Source organism: Pseudoalteromonas sp. ATL1 (genome assembly GCF_058933015.1).
Window position 1 is genome coordinate 1,008,014 of the sequence record NZ_JBZYXL010000002.1, and the last position, 18,355, is coordinate 1,026,368.

Annotated in this window: 12 protein-coding genes; 2 read left to right on the forward strand and 10 right to left on the reverse strand. The window is 43.1% G+C overall.

Features of this window, described 5'->3' with window-relative positions:
• Positions 1–37: 37 nt before the first annotated feature.
• The gene (locus tag AC5FX4_RS22425) at positions 38–2,218 is read right to left on the reverse strand and encodes a DUF6359 domain-containing protein (RefSeq protein ID WP_493608632.1); all 2,181 of its coding nucleotides are present in this window, start codon (positions 2,216–2,218) and stop codon (positions 38–40) included.
• 150 nt (positions 2,219–2,368) lie between these two features.
• A complete protein-coding gene (locus AC5FX4_RS22430; RefSeq protein ID WP_493608633.1) occupies positions 2,369–4,408 on the reverse strand; it encodes a bifunctional 2',3'-cyclic-nucleotide 2'-phosphodiesterase/3'-nucleotidase in 2,040 nt (679 codons plus the stop codon).
• Positions 4,409–4,635: 227 nt separating this feature from the next.
• Here AC5FX4_RS22430 and AC5FX4_RS22435 point away from each other — a divergent pair, with 227 nt between their 5' ends.
• Together AC5FX4_RS22435 and AC5FX4_RS22440 are read left to right on the forward strand one after the other, a co-directional pair.
• Positions 4,636–5,415, forward strand: a complete 780-nt coding sequence (locus AC5FX4_RS22435) for a thioesterase II family protein (RefSeq protein WP_493608634.1) — start codon at positions 4,636–4,638, stop codon at positions 5,413–5,415.
• Positions 5,416–5,487: 72 nt separating this feature from the next.
• Positions 5,488–5,997 (forward strand): pyridoxamine 5'-phosphate oxidase family protein, encoded by a 510-nt coding sequence (locus AC5FX4_RS22440; RefSeq protein ID WP_493608635.1) that lies wholly within the window; start codon positions 5,488–5,490, stop codon positions 5,995–5,997.
• A gap of 20 nt (positions 5,998–6,017) precedes the next feature.
• On the opposite strand, the gene AC5FX4_RS22445 is transcribed toward AC5FX4_RS22440, so the two are convergent.
• The 8 genes from AC5FX4_RS22445 to AC5FX4_RS22480 all read right to left on the reverse strand — a co-directional run bounded on the left by AC5FX4_RS22445 (position 6,018) and on the right by AC5FX4_RS22480 (position 18,220).
• A complete protein-coding gene (locus AC5FX4_RS22445) occupies positions 6,018–7,133 on the reverse strand; it encodes a type 1 glutamine amidotransferase domain-containing protein (protein WP_493608636.1) in 1,116 nt (371 codons plus the stop codon).
• Positions 7,134–7,354: 221 nt separating this feature from the next.
• On the reverse strand, positions 7,355–8,572 hold the full coding sequence (locus AC5FX4_RS22450; RefSeq protein WP_493608637.1) for an Nramp family divalent metal transporter: 1,218 nt from the start codon (positions 8,570–8,572) through the stop codon (positions 7,355–7,357).
• A 70-nt stretch (positions 8,573–8,642) separates the two neighbouring features.
• Positions 8,643–10,307 carry a methyl-accepting chemotaxis protein gene (locus AC5FX4_RS22455; RefSeq protein ID WP_493608638.1) on the reverse strand — a complete coding sequence of 555 codons (1,665 nt, stop codon included), beginning with the start codon at positions 10,305–10,307 and terminating at the stop codon, positions 8,643–8,645.
• 34 nt (positions 10,308–10,341) lie between these two features.
• The gene (locus AC5FX4_RS22460) at positions 10,342–11,163 is read right to left on the reverse strand and encodes a substrate-binding periplasmic protein (protein WP_493608639.1); all 822 of its coding nucleotides are present in this window, start codon (positions 11,161–11,163) and stop codon (positions 10,342–10,344) included.
• An 89-nt stretch (positions 11,164–11,252) separates the two neighbouring features.
• Entirely contained in the window at positions 11,253–13,880 is a 2,628-nt protein-coding gene (locus tag AC5FX4_RS22465; protein WP_493608640.1) for a TonB-dependent receptor plug domain-containing protein, read from the reverse strand.
• Positions 13,881–14,114: 234 nt separating this feature from the next.
• Positions 14,115–15,041, reverse strand: a complete 927-nt coding sequence (locus tag AC5FX4_RS22470; RefSeq protein ID WP_493608641.1) for a hypothetical protein — start codon at positions 15,039–15,041, stop codon at positions 14,115–14,117.
• Positions 15,029–15,745, reverse strand: coding sequence for a glycoside hydrolase family 25 protein (locus tag AC5FX4_RS22475; protein ID WP_493608642.1), 717 nt, complete (start codon positions 15,743–15,745; stop codon positions 15,029–15,031). Before AC5FX4_RS22475 ends, AC5FX4_RS22470 begins: the two co-directional genes overlap by 13 nt.
• Positions 15,746–15,832: 87 nt before the next feature.
• On the reverse strand, positions 15,833–18,220 hold the full coding sequence (locus AC5FX4_RS22480) for a hybrid sensor histidine kinase/response regulator (RefSeq protein ID WP_493608643.1): 2,388 nt from the start codon (positions 18,218–18,220) through the stop codon (positions 15,833–15,835).
• Between the last annotated feature and the right edge of the window lie 135 nt (positions 18,221–18,355).

The window sequence follows — 18,355 nt, forward strand, 5'->3', positions numbered from 1 at the left end:
GGCCTGTCGGCCCTTGTTATTTGGGAGGGGGAGGTTACTAATCCAAAATCGTCAGCTTGCTTACACTGCGAACACCAGCATGACTCATGTAGTCATTCTTGATGCCTTCTACACGTAAACGCTTGCCTAATACATTTGGATTAAGCTGCGGGCTAAATGCATTACGTTGTGATGATTCAAGCTTAATGTACAAAGTATTTGCCGAGTTATTATCATCAGTTAGTTCAAGAGCATACTGACCATTGATAGCTGAAGTGATCACGCCTGCCACTACCACAGCTTGACCATTATTCATTGCCAATACATCGCTCACTGACAAGTCACCGCTTGGATCTGGTTGACTAACACCACCATCACCAACTACTTCAATTGAACTCACTTGACGAACACCAGGCGCGCTCATATAGCTATCACGCACACCTTTAATTAACAGCTGAGCATCCAAAATTGAAGGGTTTAACTCTGGGCTAAAGTCATTACGCTGACTTGATTCAAGCTTGATATTGATAGTAAAGCTTGGGTCATTACTGTCTTCTAGTACTAATGCATAAATACTGTTTAGTGCAGACTTAACACGACCAGTCAGTTCAATAGTTTCGCCCTGCGCTGTCGCAAGTGCTTGCTCAACTGACAAAGCGGTCGGCGCGATTTGAATGTCTGTGACATAACGAATGCCTGGCTCACCCATGTAGCTATTACGCGTACCAGAAACAATGATATTTTGGTTCAAAATGCTAGGATTTAACTGCGGGTTAAAATCAGCTCGTTGACTGCTTTCTAACTTCACATAAATATTACTAGCAGGGTTGTTTAAGTCAGTTAAATTTAAACCATAAATACCGTTAACCGCATCTGTTACTTTACCAACAACAACTAGCTTTGTGCCTTGAGATGCCGCCAAAGCTTGATCTACAGACAGCGTATCTGACGATGGTGGCGGCGGCGGCGGTATGATAACTGAGCCATCGCCGTAAGGGGCATTGAACGAATTGTTTTTATAGGTATCTGTATTCCAAGCATCAAAGCCACTTGCCGGCGCGCCCCAAGGCTGGCCGTTATTCGGATCTGTAAACTCTTGGCTTGCCATTGGTGTTGGTGTTGCAACACCCGTAGAACGGCCATTCGTACCATCAAAATACTGATAGCTTTCTGGCGTCGCTAACCAGTTAACGATGTTTACTGCCAATACTGCGGCATTACCAGAGTCAGTCCAACCTGGATAAGTTTTTTTCGTGTTACCGTTGTCTTGACGTTTGTATTTAGGCGTTGCATCTTCAATTGGCGAAGAGTCACCAATAAATGCCGCTTTACCTGCACCTGACTTGGCGATTGCCGCATAAGGGCCCTCTGCAGCACCACCAAAGTATAAACCTTGATCTTTTGCATGATTCCATTTTACTGGCGTGTCTGACTCAGAAAAATAAACCAAACCTTTTGCTTTTTGTGGGTCAACAATTGCCAGTGTTGCACCCGCTGCCATTAAAATTGGCTGGACACCTTGCGTGATCCCTTCCGTTTTCGCACTTTCAACTACACCACTAACACCTTGTTTGTAGTCAACCGCATTGAAGCGAAAGCGAATACCAAAGTTTTCTACTAACCAACCCGCGTTAGCATTTTTCGGGTTACGCCAGTCACCATAAGCACCACCCATGTTATATTTGCTTAGATCTGAACGGTTGTAACCGTTAAATACTTCTGTTGCATCCCAAGTATTTAGGTTTCGGTCTGCATCATAGTGGTCGGCAACAAAGAAAATACCTTTACCCGCAGCAACAAATTGCTCAAGTGCTGCTTGCTCATTTAACGTAAATGGGCGGTTGGTTTCAGCTAAAACCAGTACATCGGCTTCTTTAATTGCATCATAAGTAATGATGGCTTCGTTTTGATTTGCATTTGCTGTGCGATCGTCAAAAAAACGAATTTTACCATCGTTATTTAAATCAACACCGCGATACTCTTTAACTGTATAGCCTTCTTTAACAAGCGCATCCGCAAAGTCAGAAAAACCGCCGTCAATTACCCAGTCAGCGTTACCTTCAACACCACCGTGTGACACATCAAAATATACCACTTTGCCATTATCTTTACTGGCTGTTGGTGTTTTGACAGGCGCGACGTTATTCCAGCTGTACGCGTCGGCTGCAATTACCGAAGTACTCGCGATGCCTGCGCTCAATAGCATGGCTAAAGCGCTATATCTATACATTGTTCTCATTTCTCTGTTCCCGTTGTAAATATCCCAAGTGCAGTTTTTAAAGAGTCATAGCTACAGCTTAGGTGTTAATTTCCCTGTCACTTTGCATTGCAAGACATCATCGAGGGGGTGAAAAAAAGCCCACTCAAGGGGCTAGATTAAAACCGCTCGTTACTGCGGTTGGGTCAAATCAAGTTGATAAATTGCAAAGCCTTTTTCGTCCAATTTACCGGTAGGTAAGATATGGCTGAACTGTTGGCTGTATGCTTTAGCCTCATCACTGTTGGCGCTGGTAAATTGAATTTCCACGTTAGCAACTGGCGCAAATGACCAGTTCATATCCGCTGAAGGATCTAAACCTTTACCCGCATTCTTTTCACTTTGCTCAGCGATATAATCAGCAACCACTTGGCGGTTTTCATTAGGTGAGTCAACAACGATTTTGTCAGCACCAATACCAGGGAAATTACCACCACCAGACGCGCGGTAATTGTTTGTGGCAACTAAAAATTGCTGTTCAGCTGTAACTGGTTGGCCTTGATACGTTAACGCTACGATACGCTGACCATCAGACACTTTCTCACCTTTAGCGCTGTATCGCGCAGGTTGAGTCACGTCAATTTGGTAAGTAACACCGTCAATCACATCATAGTTGTACGATGGGAAATCAGGATTAATCAGCATTTGAACTTCAGTGCTGTTAGGGTCAATTTGCTTAAATTGCCCGGCAGACATTTCAAGCCATTCTTTGACTTGAGCGCCATTGAGTTTAAGTACTTTTAGGATATTTGGATAAATGTATAGATCAGCGACATTTCGGTATGCGATATCACCCGCCACGATAGAGGTATAATCATCAGCACCACCACGGCCCGCTCTAAACGGCGCACCAGCCGATAAAATAGGTAGCCCGTCTAACTCCGTACCCTGTACAATTTTTTGCGTATACCAAGTTTGTGCATCTGTGACGATTTGAATTGATGGGTCATCATTAACCAGTGCAAAGAAACTGTTCACAGGTGCCGTAATTTTAGCAAATGGCGCATTCACCCATTCACGCGTTTCTTGGTGTGCACCTGTAACAGCAGCTTCTACTTGTGCATCATTCTCTACCAATGATTTGGTTTCACGCTTATCATTGGTCTCAAAAATAGGCTGTAATGATGATTGAGAAGTCGCAACTTGCCATTCATTCGCCTTGTACTCCAAAGTCAGATCAATTACGCCTAGGTTATTACCCCAAAACCCTGGCATAACCGCAGCAACATCGTTGATAGTGCCTTTTTCAATATCAACACCTTGCTCCGCTAAACCATCATAATTAGCCCCTGGAAAATTAGCGTGCGCGTGACCAAACATAATCGCGTCAATGCCTTCAACCTTTGATAAATGATAACTTGCGTTTTCAGCTAAAGGTTTGTGTGCACTTACATCTAAGCCAGAGTGCGGAACAGCTACGATTAAGTCTGCACCTTCTTCTTTCATTTTTGGTACGTATTTATTCGCCATCTCAACGATGTCTTTAGCAATCACCTGACCTTCAAGGTTTGCTTTATCCCACTGCATGATTTGTGGTGGCACAAAACCAATAAAGCCCACTTTTATAGTGTGTGTATTGCCTTGCGTATCTTTGAATGATTTATCTTTGATAAAGTAAGGTCGGAATAATGGCTCGTCATTACTCGCATCATCATCACCATCGTCTTTGAATACGTTCGCTGAAATATAAGGGAAACTGGCGTCATCAATTGCTTCGTTTAAAAACTCTAAGCCAAAGTTAAACTCATGGTTGCCAATATTGGCCACGTCATAATCTAAGGTGTTCATCGCAGCATAAACAGGGTGCGTTTCACCATCAGCTAACTTCTTGATCTTCGCCATATAGTCGCCAAGTGGACTACCTTGGATCAAATCTCCATTATCAACCAGCACAGAGTTAGTGACTTCCTCTCTCGCTTTGCGGATCAGTGACGCAGTTTTTACCAGGCCAACCTTGTCATCTTGTTTATCTGAGAAATAGTTAAAGTTCAGCAAGTTTGCATGTAAGTCGGTTGTTTCCAGTAAGCGAACTTCGATTTTAGTTCCCTCTGTCACGCCTTGCTCTTTCTTCACTTCAACTTTTTTGACTGTATTATTGTCTGAGTCTGAACAACCAGCGAATAACGCGCTTGAGCCGCACAATATTGCTAACGGTAATAACTTTGTTTTCATGGTCCTTGCTCTTTGTTTTATCTGAAATTAGAGCAAGTACTATAGAGGTGAAAAAAGACAATTAAGCGAATTATTCATGGCAAATTCGTGCCAGATTTATGACTTTTAGGTACACCGCATTGTGATTTACTGTACAAACATAAGATATGGAAAATGCATTATTTCATTTTTAATATCATCACTGTAGACTCGATTAAATAATGCTGATGTAAAAGTAGGATAAGGAAATGAAGCACATACCAATAAGCCCTTGGTTATTTTTCCCAAAACAAACGCCTTACGCAAAATTAAAGCTGATTTGCTTTCCCTATGCAGGCGGTAGCGCACGTTCGTTCAGCGATTGGCAAGCTTTGCTCCCCAACGATGTAGAGCAAGTTATCATTCAAATGCCCGGTCGCGGCAGCCGTTTTTCAGATCCAACCATAGATTGTATGGATACGCTGACCGACACCATAATCAACGAGTTAACGCCTCACTTAGATTGCCCATTTATTTTTTATGGACATAGTTTGGGCGCACGGGTCGCTTTTGAAGTACAAAGAAAAATGACTCTTCGAAACATCCAACAACCTGAGCATTTCATTGCCTCAGGCAGTGCATTCCCAGGAAAAGACAGAAGTGACGATATTACCTATTTACTTGATGACGCTGCATTCAAAGCTAAGTTAGCAAGCTTAAACGGCACACCTCCTGCGGTTTTAGAGCACGAAGAGTTAATGATGTTGTTTATGCCTGTGTTGCGCGCAGATTTTAAACTAGCCGACACATATCAATACAAAGGCGACGAACAGTTTAGTGCAGATTTAAGCGTGTTTATTGGTGAAACAGATGAAATTACCAAGGAAGAACAACACGCTTGGAAAAATTACTTCACCGGCGCATATGACTCAAAAGTTTTCAATGGCGATCACTTTTTCATTGATAGTCATAACCAGCAAGTCGGTCATGCTGTGCGAGAGATCTGTGATAAAGTCCTCGCCAAATCCGTTGTAAATAAACTCAGCTGATGACTGTTCAATTTCGGTGATGGACCACAGCAAAGCGTGCACGCTCGCTTTGTTATAACTAAGGAATATAACATGATAACGCAAATACAATGGCATGAAGTCAAGCGGCTATGTAAAGCCGCTTTTCGCTCATCTCTACATTTTTCAATTGCGTCAATTTGTGCAGATGGCACACCCCACATAACACCGATTGGGTCCTTGATACTCGGTCAGTTTGATGGTGCTCAAGGGCATGCTTTTTACTTTGAAAAATTTACGAAACAACTTGCTACCAATGCCAACAGCAATGACAAAGTTTGCATACTTGCTGTCAACAGTAGCAAATGGTTTTGGTTCAAGTCACTGATAAAAGGTCGATTCTACCAAAAACCCGCGGTCCGTTTGGTAGGAGAGTTAGGAGCACTTCGTCCCGCTTCAGAGGTAGAAATTGCACGTTGGCAAAAACGGGTAAGTAAAGTCCGTTACACGCCGGGTCATAAGTTACTTTGGCAAGAAATGACACACGTCAGAGATATCATTATCAAAGAGATAAAGCCTGTAAACATAGGTAAAATGACACAAATCGGTGGCTCTGAGTATTAGAGCCACCTTCATCTTAATGATTAGATTTCAGCTAGCGTGTCTAATAAAGCTTTGGCCTGACTATTATTTGGATGAGCTTTGCGAACGGCTTCAGCAATCTGCTTGGCTTCTTTATTTTTACCTTGCTGAACGTAGCCATTTGCAAGGCTGAGATCAACCATTGGATGATTCAACTGTTCTTTTATTAGTTCAAGTAGCACAACAGCACCATTCACTGTTTTTTCATCAGGATCGGTTTGGAGTTGATATACACCTGACATTGCCACCAGCATAGCGTCATATTGTGCGGGGTTTTGTTTATAGGCCTTCACGGCGCTTACACTCCCCTCCATAACCTGGGCCACAAAAGCCATTGTTTTATCATCCTTATTTGGCTCAAGCTTGACCGGTTCAATGCCTAACGCACGCACCACAGCGGTCGCCGTATCCGCCGTCGAGAATGGGTTTTGCCCTGTAATTAAATTCCCATCCACCGCGACATGCCCGAGCATCAGTCCTGCGCTTTCAAATTTTCCGCCACGCTCTTTTAGCTTGTCCTCCAACAGAAAGTCGAATTTTGGTCGCCACTTTTTACCAAACGCCATTTCTTCAAGATTAGTAAAGCCGTTGACTTGTTTGCCTTCAACTAAATAACGGCCATTGCTAAGTTTGACATCCACAAAAGCAGCAGGCCCGTGACATACGGCTGAGACGACCCCTTGCTGTTCGTATGTATTTGCGATGAGTCGTTGTAATGGCTCATGTTTATACAGATCAAACATAGGTCCCTTTCCGCCCACGACAAAAACAGCATCAAATTGCTTGTTCTCGAGCGCACTCACTTTATAGGTCGTTTCAAGCGATTTAACTGCCTGTGTGTCGTTTAAAAACTGTTGGTTGTAAGGTTTATTGGCATCATATTGGTCAGCAATGGGCTTTCCACCATGTGGTGATGCCAAAGTGATATTAAGACCATTGGCCTTAAATACACGATACGCTTTACTCAGTTCATCAAATTCAAAACCGGGTTTAACAAGCTCATTATTACCATCAAGCTCCCCATAGCTGCTCATCACCATCACAACACTTGGTGACTCTTGAGCGAACAAAGTAAAACTCGCTAACGCAAATAGGGAAGATAAGGTTAATTTGTACATGGTTAGATCTCATTCTTGGCTTAAGTTGACCTAACGGTAATCAGTTGAATGTGAAATAGGTGTGAAGCAAAACGAAATTTGAAGCAGTTAAGTGTTGCCCGAAAAGGCCACTCTTAACTGTCTCTTTTGTATTAAACATAGATCGCTATGCGTCATAGCGCATTTCTGGTATTGAAAGCCTTTGAATTGAACAAAAGTCATACCTCAAAGGTCAACACGCCCTAAAACAAGCCCAACGATTTTGCGATGAGTCTCATGCCTAACATTGCGGTAAACAACAAAACAGCCACGCCTAAAAAATTCGACCACTTAGTGTTTGCATGAACCCCGAGCATGCTTTTGTTATTCATCGCGAATAACAAGAACCCAGCAATAATGGGCAGCAGCAAACCATTGGCAAATTGCGCAAGTAATATGATCTCAATTGGCTTAATGTTTGCCATCGACAGCAACGCCCCAATCACAATGACCGTTACGCTTATCATGCGAAACGATTTAGAGTTTACGTTGGTATCCAGTTGCAAGATTTCTGAGATCACATAACTGGTCGCTAGCGGTGCAGTTATCACGCTACTTAAACCCGCAGCAAACAGGCCTATTCCTAACAAGTACTTGGATAAACTGCCAAATAAAGGTTCAAACACTATGGCCATATCCACGGCGTTGTTTACGCTTAGTCCCAAAGTAAAAATACTCGCTGCCGCCGTCGCCGTGACTAAAATAGCGATCAGCCCGCCAAGACCAATTGATACGATGGTATCAGAACGAGCTTGGGGAATATCTTCTGGTTTTGACCAATGAGATTTAGCGGTTGATGCGTGTAAAAACAAATTATAAGGCACCACTGTCGTGCCAATTAACGCGATGACAGTTAGCAAACTACCTTCTGGAATAGAGGGGGAAATGGCGCCTTTAAACAATTGCGAAAAATCAGGTTTAACTAGAAAAAAGGTGATCACAAACGCCAGCGCCATCACGGATACCAAGGTGATCAAAATGCGCTCAATTTGCTTATAAGTCCCCTGCATCAATATCACCGCGCCGATTGCAGTCAGTGCGATTATTGAGCCTCTAAATACCCATTTCCCCGGTGGCGATATTGCTTCTATCCCCAAAGCGGCACCCACTAAGTTTCCGGCTTCATACGCCGCGTTACCGACGCAAATAGCAACGATGATCAAGGCAAATAATGGCCATTTCCAAAACGAGTGATGTAACGAATGATTAATGACTTCGCCCAATCCTTTTTGGGTAACAATCCCCACGCGTGCCGACATTTCTTGTAGGATGATGGTCGCTATCGTTGCAAACACCAACGCCCACAACAATGCATAACCAAATTGAGCGCCCGCTAATGTGCAAGCTGTTATCGTACCCGGACCAATAAAGGCCGCAGTGACAATGACGCCGGGCCCGAAGTTTTTTAATTTGTTGAGCATGTTTACCATCCTGTTGTTGAGAGAGTATTAGGCCGCCAAACCAAGTATGTTCGATGACCCGCGCTCATTCTTAAATTTTAAAACGATTCACAATTTCAGCCAGTTCGCCCGCTTTTTCACTTAAATTAGAGCTGATCTCTAAATTGCGCTCACCAATCGCCGCCGACTCTTTACTTTGTTCAGAAATCGACTCCGTCCGCTGCGAAATTTCTTTATCTACAATATCTTGCTCTTTGGTTGCACCGGCAATGTGCTCATTAACGTTCAAGATCTCGTGAATAAACTGCACAATGTGTTGTAGAGATTTCGACGCAGAAGCGGCTTTCTCAACCGTTAAAGAGCTAAAACTCTTACTTGATTCCATGGCGTGAACCGCATCTTTTGAGCCATCGGTTAAGGTATTAATGACACACAGAATTTGCGCCGCGCTTTTTTGCGTGCGTGTAGCCAGCTCCCTTACTTCATCGGCCACAACCGCAAACCCTCTGCCCTGCTCACCCGCTCTTGCCGCTTCAATGGCAGCGTTTAACGCCAATAAGTTGGTTTGCTCGGCTATTTCTTGAATAATGGATAACGAGCCTGAGATATTGCGTACATCTCCCTCTAATTTAGAGATCACATCGCTTGCCTCATCGAGCTTTTGCGCCAGTGTATTCACAGAGTTGGTTGCTTCATCTACGGAGCCTTGTGTTTCTTGCGCACTGTTATTAGCGTTTTGCGCCGAATTTGCGGCTTCATTGGCATTGCGTGATATTTCTTCTGCCGAAGCCGTCAACTGGGTCATTGCCGTGGCTATTAACTCCGTCTCAGATTGCTGACGTAACAAAATAGCGTTGATTTCCCCTGAGGCCGATGCAATTTGCTTGGTTTCAGCCACCACTTCATTGGTCAGCTTAGCAACCTTGATGATCAGCTCGTGTAACTGGCCTAAAAAGATATTGAAATTGCGGCTCAAGCTGTCAAATTCTGGCAAAGTAAAATCGGGAATACGTGCCGTTAAATCTGCATCTCTCCCCGCAAATATATGAATGGTGTCTTCAAATTTGGACAAAGGCACGGTGATGCTTTTGCTAATGATCAGACCAAATATGGCAACGATCACAGATACAACGAGCGTGAACAATAAGATACCTTGGATACTTTTGATCACTTGCACACTGTTCTTTTCACGCATTGATTTAAGTAAAGCGTCCACATCCTCAGTATAAAAACCCGTACCAACAATTAAATCCCAATTAGGTAAGTAAATACTATATGCCAGTTTTGGAATTGGTTCTGTTTGCTCAGGTTTTGGAAAATAATAAACCGAATAACCCTCACCGCTCTTTGCCGAGTCGATAATATCTCTGACAAGATAGTTCCCTCTTTTGTCCTTTAGGTCGATATAGTTCTTGCCAATCCCTTGATTGCTATCCCCTTGCATAACCCGAGTGCCATCAGGTTTAAAAGCGAACAAATAGCCAGATTCACTAAACTTGATGTTGCGCAATAGCGCTATTACTTCCGCTTCAGAATGGTCACCTTCTTTCAATGGAGAAATGACACTTTCGGCAATTTCTAGATACGCTTTTAGTTCATCGCGTTTCATGCGCATCATTTCTTTGCGGCTCAACTCTTCTTGAACCTCACTTAGCTTTTTCGCCTCCACATAAGTCAGCGTGATCACGACAGAAGAGATAATGATAACGGGAATTAAAGAGAGCAGTATCAATCGTGACTTAATCTTGAGCTTCATTCATCTATTCCTCTAATTACTATCCATCACCAAACTACGACCGCTCTTCCACTTCTTTTCCCGATTGAGGCGAGGTATCGTATATAGATTCTTCATTTCTATAGTGTTTTAGATATTCAGATATGATTTTCTTGTAGGTACCATCTTCTTTCATTTGGCGAAGTACACCGTCTAACTGGCCTTTTATGCTGTTTAAAGGTGATAGCTTTGAAAATGCGATATAACTTGGGATCTCATAAGAGTAAGAAGGTACTTGGTAAACCAGATCTTCAATGCCCAATTGCTTAATGATCTCCATTCCACCCAATCTGTTGCTTATCACTAAATCAACTCTATCGGCCAGTAACAGCTTAAAATTCTTTACTCCAGTGTCGGTCGTGACGATGTTTTCAAACACGCCATTATTCAGCGCTTCATCTATCTGTGCGCCATAACTGACTTTTCGCATCACGCCAATGCGATAAGCAGCCAGCGAGTTGAGCCGACCGCTGTAATGAATTTTGTTACTCTTGAGTGCAAAAAGAGAAATCGACTGATTTATCAGAACTTCATCAGAGTAGTTCATAAACTGTTCTCTTTCTGGCGTTTTATAAATAGTAAATATGCCATCGATACGACCATTACGAACCTCTCGAATGGCACGCCCCCATGGTAAAAACTGAATGGTGTAGGGCTGTTCTATACGCGTAAATGCTTCTTTAATCAGTTCAACAGCAATGCCACTAGCATCTTCCGTGCCTTGAAATTCGTAAGGTGGGTACTCCAATGTAGCCAGCCGAATGGTGCGGCAATATGACTGCCCAGATAGCACCAAACACAGCAATATCAATGCCTGTAAAAACACCTTACGACTCATAAAAGAAACGCCATATCAGGAGGTTTATTTGATATCGTTCAAACTACGGTTAACGTCGTCGAACGATATCAAAACACCACTCAACTCTATTAAAAACTCACTTGTAACTTCACATAGGCACGACGACCACGAGGATCACCCGTTCTAGGATCATAGCTCCCCGCTACCGCCACATAAGGAGGATCTTCGTCGGTTGCGTTCACAACTCCCATGATTAACCGTGTTTCAGAATCTTCTTTTATCACTTGTCCAATATTGACGCTGTATTGCAGGTCTATGGTATTAAATGAGCTAATTGAATCATCGTTTACATCATTGGTATAGCTGGCTACATGCCTAAAGTACACATTGGCACTGTGTAATCCATTGGACCAATTCATGCCAATACTGCCTCTTAATCGCGGTGATGGATTACCCACTGTATTAAGGTTTAGTTGGCCTAATCCATCCGTTGTTTTGCCGCTGGCATCCATCAAGTCATAGCTAAGCAAATAAGTGGCTTTTAGTTGCGGCGAAAAGTCACCATAATCAGTTCGATAAATAGTTGAAGCGCTTATGTCTAAGCCTGAAGTGTCGATTGCCTCGGCGTTTACAAACTTCGTATTCACAATAGAAATTGTGCCCGCTGATGTTCTAATAACGCGAGCTGGGTCATTTGGATTAGCATTAACCACCGCTTGGTGACTTTCTCGAGTTAATACATCTTCAAACGAAAAGTCCCAGTAGTCTAAATCAAAAGTGTACTCATCAACCGCATAAGATAAGCCCAAATTCAGTGCTTCTGACGTTTCTGGTACCAAGTTGGGATCACCAATTGTACGGTTACCACCAAAGGTTGTAGAACCATCCTCAGGGTCCGTAATATTCGCAAAGTTGGTTTGCACCCCTTGCAATTGATGCACTGAAGGCGCTCTGAATGATGTGCTAAATGTGCCTCTAAACGACAACTCTTCGGTTGCGATCCACAAGAAAGAAAATTTTGGATTCGTGGTATCGCCACCGAATTCACCATAGTCTTCATATCTGAGTGCGGCACCAAGCTCTAGATCTTCTGTCAGCGGCACGAGTACTTCCGCAAAGACTGCTTTTACATCCCGTTCACCCGTAAAGTTTTGGTTACCAATTAAAAAGGCAAAGCTATCTTGTTGCGTAAAGGAGTCATATACATTATTAATTGACTCATCACGATATTGAATGCCAATCGCATAACCAACATCGCCCCCGCCCACCTCAAATAGCGACTCACCAGTAATAACCGCTTCAAACACGCGCATTTCCGATTCTGCATCGCCCATATAGTCGCCGACAATATAATCTCGTAAGCGCTCGTTATCTGGGTCATTGGGATCAAATGGATTGAAATAGTAGCACTCGCCTACACCCGCTTCAGCTTGCGTTATGCCACTACACTTGTTACCACCTAAGCCATGTAGCGCAGCTTGAAAGTTGTCGGTGATAATATCTCTTGGATTTAAAATCGCATCGTTGGCAGCGGCTACGAAGGATACCTGCCAGTAAATGCCCTCGGTTAACTCACCATCCGCACCGATTGCAAAACGTGAAGTGGTATGATCGTAGTAATTGATTTCGGTTGGTTTACCTACACCGTACGGACGACCTCTAAAGAAAATATCTTCCCCATAAGGGTTATCAGGGTGAGAAGCCAATACGCTTGGTGCATTTAACACTGGGAAACTTGGTGAAACCTCTCGGGTAATTTTATTTCTTGCATATCCAAACTCAGCCCACATTTTTGTTGTGTCACTCCAATCCCAATTGGCGCGGGCATACGCTTGTATGCGATCTTCGTTTGGCACAGCAGTAATTTGCGGACCAAAATCAAACAAACAGAAGCTATTACCATTAGAGCCATTCGACACCGTCCCGCCATTTGCAGCACAGTTAGGGTCGGCCACAGTTAAGCCGCTGGGATTATTTTCGTCTGCTAACGATGGGATCACAAAACTACCCGGATTACCAAAACTACTGTTAGCAGGTTTTAGCCAGTCCACCTCATCCAACAGTAAGCTTGAACGTTCAAGAAAACTCACGGCAAAAAGCATGTGGCCGCTGTCGCCAACGTAACCGCCATAGGCGAAATCAATTTTTGTATCGTCTTGATCACCGTCGCTCCAGCGAGTACGGTATTCATATTGAATTTCAGCGCCTTCTAAATCATCACGGGTGATAAAGTTCACTACGCCCGCCACCGCATCGGAACCATAAATCGCCGATGCTCCATCTTTTAAAATCTCAACGCGTTTAATAGCCAGAGTCGGCACCAATGACGCTGTATCCACAAAGCTTGCCCCCTGATCGGTGACCACCGCAGAAGTGACTTGACGAATACCATTGAGTAAAACCAAAGTTGACGACACCCCCAGACCACGCAGGTTCACGTTGGAAGTACCCACGGTAAAGTTTTGCGATAAGTTATCTGAGTTATTTTGAGAGCCCGCGTTAAAGGGTAAAACTTCAATCAAGTCACGAATATTGTTCGCGCCTATATCCGTTAAGTCACTCAACTCCGTGCTCGAAATCGGAGAAGAGCTTTCCGCTTGTATCGATCGCTTGATCCGTGACCCCGTAACGGTGATCGTTTCAATGGCACTTTGTGCTTTAGTTTCATTCTCGGCTTCAGCGTATGCTGTACCTGTCATTGTTAGCAGGCACACGCAGGATAGCAATCGCGGTTTATAAACAAATGACTTGCTCATAATTTCCCCTCGTTTAGTTTCACAGTGAGCAGTAAGGCTGATAGAAAACAGGCCTTATCGGTGCAAAGAGCAAGCGGATGTAAACCTAACTAACTCAAGCATAGCTGGAAATTTATGAAACACCTCTTTTGCCAATCAGAATGTGAATGAAGCGTACCTGGGGATGAATTTTGATGAGAAATTAGCAATTAAGGCTGGGCGATAGCCCAGCCTAGCCTCGTTAACTTAAGGTGATTATTTACTTTGTTCTAGCTGTGGGGTTAGTGGATTATTGCTGCTCAAAACGCTGTGTAAAAACCGCCTAAATAAGGCAAAAAGCAAGCCCGCAAACAGCATTGGCAATAAAACAAACGCGATAAATTTATGTGCCAAATTATGTGTTACCACACTGCTCCCCTTGAGCACCTTGTCAGATAAGTTTGACGCAATTGCTTTATGTAACACTTTGATACCATGCTTTGCGTGGGTTTTTAAATCGGTGCTAGAGAGCGTGGTTTGCATTTCATCGCTAACATCAGAAAAATAACTTAAATCCGCTTTATGGCCCAGCTCGGCAGCCACTAGCTGAGACGTTTGTGCACTCACATGAATACTGTAAGGGATCACTAAATGGCACAACACAAACAAGGATGCAAATAGCTTAGCTAGCCACTGTAAGCTAGCACGATGACGTAAGTGTGGGTTGATCACACAAATTAGCGCCCACACACCCGCATACAATAACAGTAACTGCAATAACCAAGGAGACAACTGCTCAGCTAAAAAAGTAAATGCCTGAATACCACCAATTAAAGCCAGTGCCCAGAACAAATAGTGACTGCACTTCTCAAGCAACACTGACAAGTCCGTCAACAAGCTACCTATTTTAACGTCAAAATCTACAATGAATGAGATCCCAAATTGACTACTTTTTGCTACGTTCAGCGCAGCGTTTAGCGCATTAACATCCGCGAGATCGGTCAGCACCTGACGCTCTACTTCTTGCAGATATTGTAAGTTAGATTCATATAGCTGCTTGTTTTCTTTTACCAACGCACTATCCGTGAAATGACCTTGCATAATCGCCCATAACACCCAGAAGCAGCCAATAAATAAAACTAAAGCGGCAATTCGATATTTCTGCTGAGCTAAAAAGTGCTCAGATGAGGTTAATAATTGCATTTTAATGCCTCCAATCCTTGCTCAGTGTCGAGTACTTTATCTAAGTCAACCATGGTATCAATGCCACTCACTGAGCCACTTTGGGAATACTGCCAAATTTGAATATTACTCAACTCTGATGGCGCATGTATGGTATCGGCATATTCAGCGAACCAAAATGGATAGTCGTTGAACTGTTTACCAATATTTTGTTGCCAAAAACTGCCGTAGCTATACAGCAAAGGTTTGCAACCGATTTGCTTTTCAAGTTCAGTTAAAAACGTATGTAAGCGCTTATGTATCTCTTCAACACTTTGTGAGCGAGTCAATTCAACATCGACCATAGGTACTAAACTCAGCCCTTGATTTTTTATGCGAGATAAAAAGTTGTCTAGCTGCTTATGAGGGTCGTCTTCGGCTTCAAAAAAGTGATAAGCCCCTACCTGTAAATGGGTATTTTTAATGGCGGCTAAGTTTTGTGTATAAAGTGGATCGGTATAAGTAATACCATCTGTGGCTTTTAAATAGGCAAACTGAACGCCGCTAGTTGCCACTTTTTGCCAATCAATCTGACCTTGATCGTGCGAAACATCAACGCCATACACGCCCTGACTAAAATCAGTTTTGTTTAGCGTCGAGTGTTGTTGAAATAACATGGGTCGTTTTATACAAACCATGACAATGACGAACAAGGCCAGCGCTCTAACCAAGTATTTATAGTTCATCTCTTTTCCTTGATTCTTTATTTGTTTGTTATTGATTTAAATAAGGTATTGCGAGTGTACAGCACAAAATCAGTAAGATACAAACTATTAACATACAAGCCAGCGAGACAAAACCTCCCTTAATTGCGCTTGATCAACCGGCTTACTCACAAAATCGTCCATACCTGCACCGTAACAGGCGCCTATGTCTTCTTTAAAAATATTGGCAGTAAAGGCGATGATAGGTAAGTTTTGATAAGCAGGATTTGTTCTGATCTGCTTGGTTGCCTCAAGCCCATCCATGTTTGGCATATGCACATCCATCAAAACCGCATCAAACGACTGCATGGTCAAAGCATCTATCGCCTGTTGGCCATCTTTTGCTATCGTGACACTGAGCGCCATTTTTTCCAACATGGCTCTCACTACGGTCAAATTCACCTCATTGTCTTCAACCAGCAATATGTGTCCCGCCAGTGTTTTATTGATTGGCCGCTCCCCTTGCGTCACTTCACTCGGCGGTTGCACAATCGAAACAGGCAAATAGAAAGTGATACTCGTTCCTACGCCCAGCTCTGAAGTTAATTCAATTTTCCCACCCATTAATGTAAGTAACTGCTTACACAAGCTAAGCCCTAAGCCAGTACCGTCATATCGACGAGTCGTGCTTCCATCAGCCTGTTTAAACGCTTCAAAAACCTGTGCATGATCCTGCTTCGCTATGCCTATGCCGGTATCTAATACGGTGACTTTTAATTCAGCGCTCGATTCAGTCTGATTGCATTGCACATGTAATTTCACTTCCCCTTTTTGCGTAAACTTGATGGCGTTGCCAAGCAGGTTAATCAGCACTTGCTCAAATCGTGATTTATCCGTGTTGATATAAGGAGGTACGTCATTATCCACCTCCATCAACAAAGCGAGCCCTTTATCATCGGCCAATGGTTTAAGCATGTTAATCACGCCATTGAGTGAATCATGTAGTGAAAAGTCACTGTCTACGAGCGTAACATGGCCTTCTTCTAGTTTTGATAGATCTAAAATATCATTGATCACAGTCAGCAGGTGTTTGCCAGAATAAGAACAAATCTTCAGTAATTTTTCTTGTTCTTCATTCATTCCTTGATTGCTTTTTAACAGCTCTATCGCCCCCAAGATGCCATTCATTGGCGTACGAATTTCATGGCTCATATTCGCCAAAAAGCGACTTTTTTCTTGTAGCGCCCGCTGCGCTTGTACTTTGGCCTCTTCCAGTTCTTGTGTTCGTTGGTTCACTCTTTGCTCAAGCTTACCCTCACGCTGTTTTAGTTCATTACGCATTTGTTTAAATGCGCGTGTCAGCTCTTTTAATTCATTACTCCCTTTACTTGGCAACGGAAAGTCATATTTACCTTCGACCATTTGTTTTGCTGCATGAGTAAGTGATTTGATCGGCATGTAGAATTTAGTTGCAACGCGCAAAGCGACGACACAGATAAGAACAAACACACCAACCAACACCAGCCACAATTTGGTATTGTGTTCATTCACTTGTTTTAATATTTCTTCTTCTGGTAACACAATAGCAAGGCTATATCCAGCCGCACGGATTGGCGCAAAAAACACGTACTGCAATTGCCCGCTTGCCAGATCAGCAATCGTTTCATAACCTTCATGGCCCGCCCCCATACGCAAACCAAGCGCTTTCATTTCTGGGTTTCCATCATTGCTAATGTATTGTGTAACCGACTTGCGCTCCCCCATTGTATTTTTCACCCATTCACCATTGCGAGAGACTAAGCGAACCACTTTATTGTTGTTCCAATGATATATGTAAGCGCCACTGCCAGATAAAATCATAAACTGAGCTTTACCTTTAAATGCTTTATCGACTTGTTCATGTACTTGCGCTATCAGCCTTTCTATTTCCTGCCAAGCTATGCCACCTGCAAGCAATCCCACCAAGTTATTGTGTTGGTCGAGTACACTGCCACTCACGACTATCTGACGCACACCTGTGGTGTATGAGATCATTGGCTCAGACACATATATCAAGGGCTTTTGTTCTTTATTTTGCCCGACTGTGATCTGCCAGTAATCTCTTTGTAAAAGACTTTTTAGCTCTGCATGGGCATCATCATCATCAAACGTTCTGCGCAGCCCTTGCTGTTCATTGCCCCCTTCAGTGTTATAAAAACTGCCGTTTAATTCCCCCACGATAAACTTTTCATACAGACCTTTACTCCGCGCTTTTGCCGCTACGAGGTAATCACGCATTTTTATAAAGTCCATCGCTTGCACCCGAGGGTCGTGCACCATGGTGGCAATTTCTGTTTTTCGCTCACTAAAATACTGATTGAATATCATCGCCGCGTTATGCACTTTTGCCTGCGCGGCATCTATGGTCAACTCAGTTGCCTGTCTTGATCCATGCTCCATGGTGATTACAAATACAAGTAATAAAGGCAAAATGGAACACAACAACATCACACTGATAAAACGGTTTTTTAAACTCATACAACAGCGGTTAGGTATTGGAATGAATGAGGATAAGTTTAGTCAAAGAAACGACTTTTTCCTCAGAATATACTCAATAATTCAGCTATTTAATCGCGACAATAATGCGCCTAATACAGGTAACTATGTGCAGCG

What these genes read in the sequence shown, in the direction of transcription:
- AC5FX4_RS22435 (WP_493608634.1), top strand. Translation starts at nt 4,636, where the DNA reads ATGAAGCACATACCAATAAGCCCTTGGTTATTTTTCCCAAAACAAACG.
- AC5FX4_RS22460 (WP_493608639.1), bottom strand. Translation starts at nt 11,163, where the DNA reads ATGAGTCGTAAGGTGTTTTTACAGGCATTGATATTGCTGTGTTTGGTG.
- AC5FX4_RS22475 (WP_493608642.1), bottom strand. Translation starts at nt 15,745, where the DNA reads ATGAACTATAAATACTTGGTTAGAGCGCTGGCCTTGTTCGTCATTGTC.
- AC5FX4_RS22465 (WP_493608640.1), bottom strand. Translation starts at nt 13,880, where the DNA reads ATGAGCAAGTCATTTGTTTATAAACCGCGATTGCTATCCTGCGTGTGC.
- AC5FX4_RS22480 (WP_493608643.1), bottom strand. Translation starts at nt 18,220, where the DNA reads ATGAGTTTAAAAAACCGTTTTATCAGTGTGATGTTGTTGTGTTCCATT.
- AC5FX4_RS22445 (WP_493608636.1), bottom strand. Translation starts at nt 7,133, where the DNA reads ATGTACAAATTAACCTTATCTTCCCTATTTGCGTTAGCGAGTTTTACT.
- AC5FX4_RS22440 (WP_493608635.1), top strand. Translation starts at nt 5,488, where the DNA reads ATGATAACGCAAATACAATGGCATGAAGTCAAGCGGCTATGTAAAGCC.
- AC5FX4_RS22425 (WP_493608632.1), bottom strand. Translation starts at nt 2,218, where the DNA reads ATGAGAACAATGTATAGATATAGCGCTTTAGCCATGCTATTGAGCGCA.
- AC5FX4_RS22450 (WP_493608637.1), bottom strand. Translation starts at nt 8,572, where the DNA reads ATGCTCAACAAATTAAAAAACTTCGGGCCCGGCGTCATTGTCACTGCG.
- AC5FX4_RS22470 (WP_493608641.1), bottom strand. Translation starts at nt 15,041, where the DNA reads ATGCAATTATTAACCTCATCTGAGCACTTTTTAGCTCAGCAGAAATAT.
- AC5FX4_RS22455 (WP_493608638.1), bottom strand. Translation starts at nt 10,307, where the DNA reads ATGAAGCTCAAGATTAAGTCACGATTGATACTGCTCTCTTTAATTCCC.
- AC5FX4_RS22430 (WP_493608633.1), bottom strand. Translation starts at nt 4,408, where the DNA reads ATGAAAACAAAGTTATTACCGTTAGCAATATTGTGCGGCTCAAGCGCG.